We start from the raw sequence: 12,027 nt of genomic DNA, 5'->3' as shown, positions 1-12,027 counted from the left end.
GATCTTTCATCTTGATCGCAACGTCAAAAGATCGCAGCCTTCGGCAGCTCCTACGGGCTGTCGGTGCTGCGATTTTTTGCTTTCAGGAACTGACTTTCTTGCGCGGCACAATTCTCTTCAGCAGCTGCTTGGCTTTTCCGCGCAGCCGTGCCAAACCTGAATCCTTCCCGGGCGGGCTCAATCCCTGCTGCTTCACCCAGTCCTTCCATTTGATCCGCTCATCGCGCACCAGCCAGCCTTCCTGCAGGGCAAAACTCTCTGCCAGGTACAACCCGCGAGTGCTTGCCGGGTATAGCTGATCCTTCTTCAAGGTGTAGAGCTCGGCCATGGGCTGGCCGTCGTGCAGGGGCATCAGGTACAGGTCTGGCCGCTTGCGATCGAGCCGGGCCACCAGTTGATCGCCTTCGAGTCGCTCATCAACATGGAACAGGCTCAGGGACTTGGCTTCCTTAGGCACGTCGAGGCGCAAGTCGTAGATCAGCTGCAAGGACGCTGTGGGCAAATGCACATAAGCACTTGGCCTTTCGATTAACTGCATGTTGGCGCAGCGCACCGGCCGCGCCGCACCCGACAATGGTGTCAGGCGAAAAGGCAGGGCTTCGCGGTAATGCAGGGCGGACGAGTAGGGCGCAGGCAACCAGGTGTCGTTGAAACGTCCGCCGAGCCAGCCTTCCGGAGTTTCCAGCAGGCACTCTTCAGCGATTTCCTGAATGGCCGTGTGCAACGGCAAGTTCAGCTCATGGGCCGGGACATAACCGGAGATCAGCTTGAGCACAACGTCACCACGATCCTGGCGCCGCTGGCGCACCAGCACCCAGTAATCGCGGTTTTGCCAATGCAGGGTCAGGCGTACCGACACCCCGAGGTTCGCCAGTTCCACGGCGAACCGCTCGGGATCCGCCACGGCCACCGGGCGGCGACGCTGCAAGGTTTGCGAAAAATTCAGCGGCATCCCGACGCTCTGGTAGCTCAGGCCTTCGGGAGTCGCTTCGACGAATAACGGCAGGGTCTTGAAGTTGCTGGGGTTCTTTCTTATGAGCGTACGCGGCATGTCGGCTCCTGCTTAAGGCCGCGTCGGCGGCGTCAGTTTCTACGAAGGACCTGGGCAACGGTCGCGACGTTGTGGGCGAGGTGCAGCGGATTGATGGTCCCGACAATAGCACTGGCAACGCCCGGATGTTCAAACAACAACTCGAAGCTGGCGCGCACCGGATCGACACCGGGGCTCAGGCAGACATGACCGCTGGCCAACGCTTTCTTGACCAGGATGGCTTTGCCGTGAGCAGCAGCATAGTCAATGACGGCTTTCTCGCTCAATTCGTTCAGATTGTAAGTGACCATCGCGCAATCGCCTTGCTCCAGAGCCTTCAGGCCGCCTTCGACGGTTTTCCCGGAAAAGCCGAAACCACGAATCTTGCCCTCACGCTTGAGCTCGGCCAGGGTCGCGTAGACCTCACTGTCATTGAGAATCGCCAGGTCATTGCCGTCGGAGTGCACCAGCACCAGGTCGATAAAATCAGTTTCCAGACGTTGCAGGCTGCGTTCCACCGACAGCCGGGTGTGGGCGGCGCTGAAATCGTGGCTGGACTGGCCATTGGCAAACTCTTCGCCGACCTTGCTGACGATGACCCAGTCCTTGCGCTGGTCGCGCAGCAATGGACCGAGGCGCTCTTCGCTGTGGCCATAGGCCGGGGCGGTGTCGATGAGGTTGATGCCCATGTTTCGTGCGAGGTTGAGCAACATGCGGGCTTCGTCCTCGCCCGGGATCTGGAAACCATTCGGGTATTTTACGCCCTGGTCGCGGCCCAGCTTGACGGTGCCCAGGCCCAACGGCGAAACCATCAGGCCGGTGCTGCCCAGTGGGCGGTGCAGTTCGTGCAGGGTCGGCTGGCTCATGGCAACAGTTGCTCCCAGGCAGGAATGCCCATGGGTGGTTTCGGTAGTTCGGGCAGTGCTGCAGGGGGGCTCGGCTGGATCCCGTCCCGCTGCAGGGAGGCGATTACCCGATCTGCGAAGTCCGGCGCCAGGGCCAGTTTAGTGGGCCAGCCCACCAACAGGCGGCCCTCTTCGGCGAGGAAAGCGTTGTCCGGACGTGTCAGTCCGGACTGCAGGGGCTCGGCACGGTCCACCCGCAAGGTGGCCCATCGTGCGGTGCTCAGGTCGATCCAGGGCAGCAACTGGCCGAGTTCTTTCTGCGCCGTGGCAATCTGCTCTTCGGGTTGGCGCGCGACGCCTTCGGATTCGGCGATGTCACCACCCAGGTACCAGACCCATTGGCCATCGGCCGCCGGATGAGTCGTGACGGTAATGCGCGGTTTGGTCCCGCCGCCCAGGCAGTGGGCGTATAGCGGTTTGAGGCTGGGCCCCTTGGCGATGATCATGTGCAGTGGTCGGCGTTGCATGGCTGGCCGGCTTAGTCCCAATGCTTCTAGCAGCGCTGCGGTGCCGGCGCCGGCGCTGAGGACGATGCGCTGGGCGCGGATATCGCGTCCGTCGACTGTCAGGCCCACCAGTACGCCGCCTTCCAGCAGCGGGGCGATCTCTTGCCCGGCGAGCAGGCCGTCGCCCGCCAGGTCAGCAAGGCGCTGGATCAGGCTGGGAACATCAATCACCAGTTCGGCCAGGCGATAGACTTTGCCTTTGAAGCGCTTGTCCTGCAACGCGGGGGGGAGCTGGTCGCCCTTGACCTGATCGACCCTGCCACGCACGGCTTTGCTGGCGAAGAAACTGGTGAGGTTGCCGGCAAGGGTGCCGGGGGACCAGAGATAGTGAGCTTCGGACAGCAGGCGTACGCCGCTCAGGTCCAGCTCGCCGTCGCCGGCCAGCGCTTCACGCCAGCGTCTTGGCATGTCGGCGATGGCCTCCGAGGCGCCGGTCAGGGCGCCATGCAGCGCATATTTGGCGCCGCCGTGAATGATCCCCTGGGACTTCAGGCTCTGCCCGCCACCGAGGCTGGCGCTTTCCACCAGCACGGTCGAAAACCCTTGGCGGCGCAGGCGCGCGTTCAGCCAGAGGCCGGCGACACCAGCGCCGACGATCAAAACGTCGGTGGAAATAACGGATGGCATGCAGCGACCTCAGTGTTCAAGACGAGGGAGCAGTATACAGACTCGAAGATTGGAGCGGCCGACGGACCTGTAGGAGTGAGCCTGCTCGCGATAGTGTCCGGTCAGTCGACGCATATTTTGCCTGATAAACCGCTATCGCGAGCAGGCTCACTCCTACAATGGATGGCACTTTGAACGTTAATGCCCGGCAGTTTTGGAAAACAGCTGGATAACCACCACGCCCAGGACGATCAGCGCCATTCCCAGCATCGCCGGTACATCCAGCTTCTGCCCATAGATAAACAGCGCAGCCACGCTGACCATCACGATCCCCATGCCTGCCCACACCGCATAGGCCACACCCACCGGCACGCTGCGCACCACCAGGGTGAGCATCCAGAAGGCAATGCCGTAGCCGACAATCACCAGTACCAACGGCAGCGGCGTACTGAAGCCTTTGACGGCCTTCATCGAAACGGTTGCGATCACTTCGGCGCAGATGGCAATGGCCAGGTAGTAGTAAGCGGTCATGGGTGCATCCTCAAGTGAAGTGTTGCTTGTCTGACCGCCATTTTAGAGATCTGCCAGATGCGGTAAAGTCATTACCTATCTGTTTTAGCGATGGGTTGACGATGAACATGCAGTGGAATCTGGAACAGCTTCGGCTGTTTGTCAGCGTAGCCGAACAACGCTCGTTTTCGGCAGTGGCGCGTCAGCAGCGCAAGGCGCAGTCGGCAGTCAGCAGCTCAATCGCGCTGCTTGAAGAAGACCTTGGCGTCAGCCTGTTTGACCGTAGCAGCGGTCGTCAGCCCAAGCTCACTGAAGCCGGCAACGCCTTGCTCGAAGAGGCGAGGGAAGTGCTGCGCCAGTGCGAGCGCCTCAACGGGCGGGCGCTTGCGATGATGCGCGGGCAGGAGGCGCGGTTGCGGGTTGCTCAGGATGAGGCGATGCCCTATCAGGCAGTGGTGGACAGCTTCGAGGCTCTGGCGCAACAATTTCCCAGCCTTGAAGTGCAACTGACCAGCGCCGCTCAAGGCGACGTTGCGCGCAAACTGGTCGAGCGTCGGGCCGACCTGGGGCTGCTGTTTTATCACGACCAGATTCCCGAATCCCTCGAGCGCCGGGTGTTGGGCAGCGTCGAAATGGTCACCGTGTGTGGCATCGGACACCCCCTGGCAGGCAAATCCGCGGTGGACTGCCAGCAACTGGCGCAACATCGGCAACTGTTGATGTCCACCCAATCCAGCGTCTACCCCGGCAGCGAACCCGCCAGCCCGCAGGTCTGGCGCGCCGACAGTTTTTACGTGATGGCCGAATGGCTGGTGCGTGGCCTCGGCTGGGCCTGGTTGCCGCGCCACGTGGTGCAGTACCCGGCTTATCAGGATCAGATGGTCGAACTGGTCAGCGAATGGACGCCGCCCGCCCTGGTGGTAGAACTTGTGTGGCGCCGGGATGAGCCACTGGGCCCGGCCGCGCGCTGGTTGGCGGAACGTTTTGCCGTGCACTTGCGGGCGATCGGCGGCAAAAGCCGATAAACTCCGCCGCCATGAATAGAACTCTCTACACCGCGCTGTTTTACCTGGGGCTGCCATTGGTAGCGATTCGTCTGTGGTTGCGTTCGCGCAAGGCCCCGGCTTATGCCAAACGTATCGGCGAGCGCTTTTCCTGTGGGCTGCCGGTGATGCAGCCCGGCGGTATCTGGGTGCACGCGGTGTCCGTGGGTGAAAGCATTGCTGCGGCGCCGATGATCCGCGCCTTGCTGCAACGTTATCCACAGTTGCCGATCACCGTGACCTGCATGACCCCGACCGGTTCGGAGCGCATCCAGGCCTTGTTCGCCAATGAGCCGCGAATCCAGCACTGCTATCTCCCCTACGACCTGCCTTGCGCGGCAAAGCGATTTCTCGACCGGGTCCAGCCACAACTGGCGGTGATCATGGAGACCGAGCTCTGGCCCAACCATATTCATCAGTGCGCCAAGCGGGGCATTCCCGTGGCGCTGGCCAATGCGCGACTGTCCGAGCGTTCGGCCAGGGGCTATGGGCGTTTTCGCAAATTGACCCAGCCGATGCTCGCCGAAATGAGCCTGTTTGCTGTGCAGACCGAAACCGAAGCCGAGCGTTTTCGCAACCTCGGCGCGCGCCCGAAGACGGTCGAAGTCACCGGCTCGATCAAATTTGACCTGACCATCGATCCGCAGCTGCTCCTGCGTGCCACCGAGTTGCGCGGCCAGTGGCAGGCGCAGGAACGTCCGGTGTGGATCGCCGCCAGCACCCACGAGGGTGAAGACCAGGTGGTGCTGGCGGCCCATCGGCAGTTGCTGGCCAATCATCCGGATGCGCTGCTGATTCTGGTGCCGCGTCACCCGGAGCGATTCAATTCGGTGTTTGAACTGTGCCAGCAGCAGGGCTTTGCCACGGTCCGCCGTTCCACGGGCGAGGCGGTAGGTGCCGCGACTTCCGTGTTGCTGGGCGACACCATGGGGGAATTGCTGTTTCTTTACGCCTTGGCGGATACCGCATTCGTCGGCGGCAGTCTTGTACCGAACGGCGGGCATAACCTGCTGGAGCCGGCGGCATTGGCCAAACCGGTCTTGAGCGGCCCACACCTGTTCAACTTCCTCGAAATAGCCGCGCAGTTACGCAATGCCGGGGCGTTGCAGGAGGTGGAAGATGCCGAAGGCCTGGCGGTGGCCGTGCAGCGCTTGTTCGAATTGCCGCGGGATGCGCAGCGCATGGCCGAGGCGGGATTGAGCGTGATGCGTGCCAATCAGGGGGCGTTGCAGCGGTTACTGGACGGCCTCGGTCGATTGATCGATCGTTAAGCTGCGTCGCGTTTAATAAAAGATCGCAGCCTTCGGCAGCTCCTACTTTGGAATGCATTCCCCTGTAGGAGCTGCCGAAGGCTGCGATCTTTTGCTTTTGCTTCAAGGCCGGGCTTTGAGTTGCTCCGCCGCAGCCTTCGCCAAATCCGGTGGCAGGAAATCCTTGTCCGGGTTGTAGTCAGCCTTCAGGTAGCGCTTCAGATCTTCCAGATCCCCCGGGTTCAACGTTCCTGCCGCCTGCTTCAGACGCAGGTTGTCGAGGATGTAGTCATACCGGGTGTTGTTGTAGTTGCGCACCGAGGTGTACAGCTGGCGCTGGGCATCCAGCACATCAACGATGTTTCGCGTACCCACCTGATAGCCGATTTCGGTAGCTTCCACCGCGCTCTGGTTGGAGATGATCGACTGCTTGCGCGCTTGCACCTGCTCAACGTCGGTATTCACCGCGCGATGCAGGTTGCGGGTGTTCTCGACGATTTGCCGGCGCAGGCTTTCACGCTGTTGTTCGGTCTGGTCCAGCCGTGAGTAGGACTCGCGCACCTGGGAGCTGGTCAGCCCGCCGCTGTAGATCGGGATGTTCAGTTGCAGGGCCAGGGTCTGTTGTTCGACGGGGCCGCCATAGGCCTGGCCGAAGGCATTCGGGTTGCTGAACCCAAAGTTGTCGTTGTCGCCTTTTTCATACTTCGCCACCGCATCCAGTGTTGGTGCGTGGCCGGCCTTGCGCTGCTTGAGCGTCTCTTCAGCGGCGCTGACCGCGTAGTTGCTGGCGAGCAAATTCAGGTTCTGCCTGGCGGCGGTGTCGACCCAGGATTTCGCGTCGTTGGGTGCCGGCGGCAGGATCGGCAAGGAATGCACGATGCCCTGGATCGAGTTGTATTGACGATTGGTCAGGGTGATCAGGGCTTCGAAAGCGTCATCCACCTGGCGCTGCGCGACGATGCGGTTGGCCCGCGCGGTGTCGTAGCTGGCCTGGGATTGCAGCACGTCGGTCTTGTCCGACAGGCCGACATCAAAGCGCTCGTTGGACTGGTCGAGCTGGCGTTTGAAAGCCGCTTCCTCAGCCTTGGTCGAGGCCAGGTTGTCCTGACTGCGCAGCACGTTGAAATAGCTTTCGGCGGTCTGCAGGATCAGGTTCTGTTCGGTAGCCGACAGTTGCAGCGCCGCCTGCTCGTTGACGTCCTTGGCGGCCTGGTACTGGAACCAGCGATCGGCGCGGAACAGTGGCTGGGCAAGGGTCGCCTGATAGGAGTTGGCGCTACGGCTGGCCACGGCGGACGGCTGATTAATGTCGGTACGCACATTGGCGACCTGGGCGCCGCCGGAAAGATTCGGCAACAGCCCGGCACGCGCCTGGGGCACCACTTCTTTCTGCGCGCCATACTGGGCGCGAGCGGCGGCCAGGTCGGCGTTATTGTCCACTGCTTCCTGATAGACGCTCACCAGGTCAGTTTTGGTCGATAAGGGCGCTTCCGCTGCCCAGGCCATTCCATTCGAAGCACAAGACACGGCAAAGGCCAGTGAAAGTTTGCGCAGCATGCGGCCATCCCTAAAAATTACGCTGATAATTTGCGCCAAGTTACGGCGCGGCGTTGTATGTCGTCAATGCTCCGCTTTAACGCGCGGCGCGGCGTAGCGAGTGTAGATGCGCGCACGTTCGGCAACAATCCTGTAATTGCGCCATTCATCACGGTGTTTATCGAGGGTTGGCGTTCCGTGCCGGTTGTGGCTAGACTGGCCGGGTTCTTGTCGGGGTGCCTTGCTATGAGGCTGAGATCGAATAATTTCGGATCCCGTTGAACCTGATCAGGTTAGCGCCTGCGTAGGGAACAAGATTTCTCGTCACCCGGCGAGTCCTCTTGTGCTTCGTCCGGGATGTTGTTCGACAATCGAACACCCCTCGAGCACTGAGCACAGCACCAACAGCATTGTTATCGCTGATTGGTCGCGTCCATTCGTTACAGGTTCGCTCCGACAAAAATCCACTGCCTGGATGCTGTCTGGAGAGCCCGTGATGACGATAAAACTAAAAAACATGACGAACCTGAGTGATTCGGCCCAAGTCGATCAACAGTCGGTTCAACCCTTTACTCGCTCGCAAAAAGTATACGTCCAGGGTTCCCGCCCGGACATCCTCGTGCCAATGCGCGAAATCAGCCTGGATGTGACCCCGACCGACTTCGGCGGCGAGATCAACGCGCCGGTGGTTGTGTATGACACCTCGGGCCCGTACACCGACCCCGACGTCATCATCGACGTGCGCAAAGGCCTGGCCGATGTGCGTTCGCCCTGGATCGAGTCCCGTGGCGACACCGAGCGCCTGCCGGGCTTGAGTTCCAATTTCGGCCAGGAACGCCTGGCCGATGCCGAGCTGACCAAGCTGCGGTTCGCCCACGTGAACAACCCGCGCCGCGCCAAGGCCGGGGCCAACGTCAGCCAGATGCACTACGCCCGCAAAGGCATCATCACCGCCGAGATGGAATACGTCGCCATCCGCGAAAACATGAAGCTCGAAGTGGCTCGCGCCGCCGGGCTGCTGGACCAGCAACACGGCGGGCACAGCTTCGGCGCCAGCGTGCCGAAAATCATCACCCCGGAATTCGTCCGTGACGAGATTGCCCGTGGTCGCGCGATCATTCCGGCCAACATCAACCACACCGAACTGGAACCGATGATCATCGGCCGTAACTTCCTGGTGAAGATCAACGGCAACATCGGTAACAGCGCCCTCGGTTCGTCCATCGAGGAAGAAGTGGCGAAACTGACCTGGGGCATTCGGTGGGGCTCGGACACGGTCATGGACCTTTCCACCGGCAAGCACATTCATGAAACCCGCGAGTGGATCATCCGCAACTCGCCGGTGCCAATTGGTACCGTGCCGATCTACCAGGCCCTGGAAAAAGTCGGCGGCGCCGCCGAAGACCTGACCTGGGAGCTGTTCCGCGACACGTTGATCGAGCAGGCCGAGCAGGGCGTCGACTACTTCACCATCCACGCCGGCGTGCTGTTGCGCTACGTGCCGCTGACTGCCAAGCGCGTGACCGGTATCGTCTCCCGTGGCGGTTCGATCATGGCCAAGTGGTGCCTGGCGCATCACAAAGAGAACTTCCTCTACACCCATTTCGAAGACATCTGCGAAATCATGAAGGCCTATGACGTCAGCTTCTCGCTGGGCGACGGCCTGCGTCCTGGCTCGATTGCCGATGCCAACGATGCCGCGCAATTCGGCGAGCTGGAAACTCTCGGCGAGCTGACCAAGATCGCCTGGAAGCACGACGTGCAGTGCATGATCGAAGGCCCCGGCCACGTGCCGATGCAGTTGATCAAGGAGAACATGGACAAGCAGCTCGAGTGCTGCGACGAGGCGCCGTTCTACACCCTCGGCCCGCTGACCACCGACATTGCGCCGGGCTACGACCACATCACCTCCGGTATCGGTGCGGCGATGATCGGCTGGTTCGGTTGCGCGATGCTCTGCTACGTGACGCCGAAGGAGCACCTGGGCCTGCCGAACAAGGATGACGTGAAGACCGGGATCATCACCTACAAGATCGCCGCACACGCCGCCGATCTGGCGAAGGGGCATCCCGGGGCGCAGATTCGCGACAATGCCTTGAGCAAGGCGCGGTTTGAATTCCGCTGGGAAGATCAGTTTAACCTGGGCCTGGATCCGGACACTGCGCGTTCGTATCACGATGAAACCCTGCCGAAGGACTCGGCCAAGGTCGCGCATTTCTGCTCGATGTGCGGGCCAAAATTCTGCTCGATGAAGATCACCCAGGAAGTCCGTGAATACGCGGCCAACCAGCGGATTGAAACGATTGATGCAGAGGTCGCCCAGGGACTGGCGGAACAGGCTGAGCGGTTCAAGCAGGAAGGCAGTCAGCTGTACAAGAAGGTTTGATCTGACCTGTGATTGACGGCGTCTGTGCGGCCGTCTTCGCGAGCAAGCCCGCTCCCACAGTTGAACGCGTCCGCCAGGACAACTCGGTCAACTGTGGGAGCGGGCTTGCTCGCGAAGGCGCCGGATTAGGCGCCGGATATCTCAATGACACACTTATCCCTCTGAGATAACACCCTTGAGCATTCAACCCAGCACTTACTCCCCCGACATCGCGGTGCCTGCCGACAAACGTGTCTTCGGCGGCCGCGATCTGTTCTCCCTGTGGTTCTCCCTCGGCATCGGCCTGATGGTCCTGCAGACCGGTGCCCTGCTCGCACCCGGCCTGGGCCTTTCCGGTTCGCTGCTGGCGATTTTTCTCGGCACCCTGGTCGGCGTCCTGCTGCTGGCCGCCGTCGGCGTGATCGGCAGTGACACCGGTCTGTCTGCAATGGCCGCGCTCAAACTCAGCCTCGGCATCAAGGGCGCCAGCCTGCCGGCGGTGCTGAACCTGCTGCAACTGATCGGTTGGGGCTCGTTCGAAATCATCGTCATGCGCGACGCCGCCAGCCTGCTGGGCGCCCGCGCTTCCAACGAAGGCAGCCTGCTTTCGAGTCCGCTGTTATGGACGCTGTTTTTCGGTGGCCTGGCCACCCTGCTGGCCGTCAGCGGGCCGCTGACCTTCGTGCGGCAGATCCTGCGCAAATGGGGCATCTGGCTGCTGTTGGCCGCCTGCATCTGGCTGACCTGGAACCTGTTCGCCAAAGCCGACCTGGCAGCGCTGTGGGCACAAGCCGGCGACGGTTCGATGCCGTTTGCGGTGGGTTTCGACATTGCCATTGCGATGCCGTTGTCCTGGCTGCCGCTGATCGCCGACTACTCGCGATTCGGCAAACGCGCGAAAAATGTGTTCGGCGGAACTGCGTTGGGCTTTTTTATCGGCAACTTCTGGCTGATGAGCCTTGGCGTCGCCTACACCCTGGCGTTTGCGCCGAGCGGTGAAGTGAATGCGCTGCTGTTGGCGCTGGCCGGTGCCGGCCTGGGGATTCCGCTGTTGCTGATCCTGCTGGACGAGTCGGAAAATGCCTTTGCCGACATCCACTCGGCGGCAGTTTCCAGCGGAGTGCTGGTGCGCTTTAAAGTCGAGCACCTGGCGTTGGCCATCGGCGTGCTCTGCACCCTGATCGCGTTGCTCGCGCCATTGGCTCAGTACCAGAACTTCCTGCTGCTGATCGGTTCAGTGTTTGCGCCGCTGTTCGGCGTGGTGCTGGTGGATCACTTCATCCTGCGCAAACGCAGTGCCCATGTCGCATCAGCCGCATTGCGCTGGCCGGCGTTGCTCGCCTGGTTGGGCGGGGTGAGCACGTATCATCTGCTGGCCAATCTATACCCGGACATCGGCGCAACCCTGCCGTCGTTGATTCTGGCAGGGTTGCTGCAGCTGGTGCTGGGTCGGGCCTTCAGTTACGGCCAGGAAACAGCTCGGGTCTGAGAATACCGTTCAGGCGCGGGTAGGGGATCTTCAGTTCGACATGGCCCAGCGCGTACGGCGCGATGGTGCTGGTTTCGTACTTGAGGATCACCCCACCGTAGGTCAGTGCCACGTTCTGGGTCTTCTGGAACGGCCAGCTCTTCACGAACTCCGCTTCCTGATCGAGCTTGGTACTGATCAGCCAGCTGTTGTGTGCCACCTGCGCGGTTTTCCAGAAGGCGTCTTCCTGGCCTGGCAGCAACATGTCCGCCAGCGTCAGCACCTTGTGCTGCTGGCGCGAATAGTTGATGAAGCTGCGACCCGGCGTGCCATGGGCGCCGCCCGTATCCAGGTAGCTGGAAAACTCTACGATCACCAAGCCGTCATGCTGCTCACGTACCTTGGCCTGCAGATAGCTGCTGTTGCGCGGGCCGGCGGTGCGCAGAAACTCATCGCGATAGGCCGCCAGCGTTGGCGCCACCGGGGCGTCGGGTGAGGTGCGGGTCATTTGCAAAAGGCGCTTTTCGATGATGCCGTCCAGCGCAGGCTCGGCAGGGAAACGCAGAGTATCGATATTGACCAGTGGGCAATCCGGCGTCGTGCAGCCCGGCTTCAGCTGCTCGGAGGCGTCACGGGTGGTTTCCAGTGGCGTTCGGTAATTGGGCTGGAACAGGCTCTGGCAAGCGGCCAAGGTCAACGCGATTGCGGCCACGGAGGCGATTTTGAAAAGCGACATGGGCGTCCTTCATGAAACAGGGAAAGGCGAAAGTTACCCGCTTCGACTGCCAGCGCAGTAATCAGTTCGCCA

10 protein-coding genes and 1 riboswitch are annotated in these 12,027 nt (G+C 61.4%); of the genes, 4 read left to right on the top strand and 6 right to left on the bottom strand.

Annotated features, from left to right (window positions below; genetic code table 11):
* Positions 1 to 82: 82 nt before the first annotated feature.
* The 4 genes from ACYZTK_RS13020 to ACYZTK_RS13005 form a co-directional block, all read right to left on the bottom strand.
* Entirely contained in the window at positions 83 to 1,051 is a 969-nt protein-coding gene (locus tag ACYZTK_RS13020; RefSeq protein WP_462014803.1) for a metal ABC transporter ATPase, read from the bottom strand.
* A gap of 32 nt (positions 1,052 to 1,083) precedes the next feature.
* Positions 1,084 to 1,896, bottom strand: a complete 813-nt coding sequence (locus tag ACYZTK_RS13015) for an aldo/keto reductase (protein ID WP_462014802.1) — start codon at positions 1,894 to 1,896, stop codon at positions 1,084 to 1,086.
* Positions 1,893 to 3,068: an NAD(P)/FAD-dependent oxidoreductase gene (locus ACYZTK_RS13010; protein ID WP_462014801.1), complete on the bottom strand. Its 1,176-nt coding sequence runs from the start codon at positions 3,066 to 3,068 to the stop codon at positions 1,893 to 1,895. Before ACYZTK_RS13010 ends, ACYZTK_RS13015 begins: the two co-directional genes overlap by 4 nt.
* A 177-nt stretch (positions 3,069 to 3,245) precedes the next feature.
* Positions 3,246 to 3,578 (bottom strand): DMT family transporter, encoded by a 333-nt coding sequence (locus ACYZTK_RS13005; protein WP_015093202.1) that lies wholly within the window; start codon positions 3,576 to 3,578, stop codon positions 3,246 to 3,248.
* Positions 3,579 to 3,679: 101 nt separating this feature from the next.
* Between ACYZTK_RS13005 and ACYZTK_RS13000 the strand changes: the two genes are divergently transcribed.
* Complete coding sequence (locus ACYZTK_RS13000; protein WP_462014800.1) at positions 3,680 to 4,582, top strand: LysR family transcriptional regulator; 903 nt, start codon at positions 3,680 to 3,682, stop codon at positions 4,580 to 4,582.
* Positions 4,583 to 4,593: 11 nt separating this feature from the next.
* Complete coding sequence (gene waaA, locus ACYZTK_RS12995; protein WP_462014799.1) at positions 4,594 to 5,871, top strand: lipid IV(A) 3-deoxy-D-manno-octulosonic acid transferase; 1,278 nt, start codon at positions 4,594 to 4,596, stop codon at positions 5,869 to 5,871.
* Positions 5,872 to 5,973: 102 nt separating this feature from the next.
* Here waaA and ACYZTK_RS12990 read toward each other — a convergent pair whose 3' ends face one another.
* Positions 5,974 to 7,407 carry a TolC family outer membrane protein gene (locus tag ACYZTK_RS12990; protein WP_462014798.1) on the bottom strand — a complete coding sequence of 478 codons (1,434 nt, stop codon included), beginning with the start codon at positions 7,405 to 7,407 and terminating at the stop codon, positions 5,974 to 5,976.
* A gap of 201 nt (positions 7,408 to 7,608) precedes the next feature.
* A riboswitch (TPP riboswitch) is annotated at positions 7,609 to 7,714 on the top strand.
* A 168-nt stretch (positions 7,715 to 7,882) separates the two neighbouring features.
* On the opposite strand from ACYZTK_RS12990, the gene thiC reads away from it, so the two are divergent.
* A complete protein-coding gene (thiC, locus tag ACYZTK_RS12985; protein ID WP_462014797.1) occupies positions 7,883 to 9,772 on the top strand; it encodes a phosphomethylpyrimidine synthase ThiC in 1,890 nt (629 codons plus the stop codon).
* Between the two features lie 175 nt (positions 9,773 to 9,947).
* On the top strand, positions 9,948 to 11,240 hold the full coding sequence (gene cytX, locus ACYZTK_RS12980; RefSeq protein ID WP_462014796.1) for a putative hydroxymethylpyrimidine transporter CytX: 1,293 nt from the start codon (positions 9,948 to 9,950) through the stop codon (positions 11,238 to 11,240).
* Here cytX and ACYZTK_RS12975 read toward each other — a convergent pair.
* Positions 11,209 to 11,955: an RsiV family protein gene (locus ACYZTK_RS12975; RefSeq protein WP_462014795.1), complete on the bottom strand. Its 747-nt coding sequence runs from the start codon at positions 11,953 to 11,955 to the stop codon at positions 11,209 to 11,211. The two genes, cytX and ACYZTK_RS12975, sit on opposite strands and share 32 nt — an antisense overlap.
* Positions 11,956 to 12,027: the final 72 nt, after the last annotated feature.

The organism is Pseudomonas sp. LB3P31 (assembly GCF_054897945.1).
The sequence above is the reverse complement of the archived record's forward strand: the minus strand, read 5'-3'. Positions and strand labels throughout refer to the sequence as shown.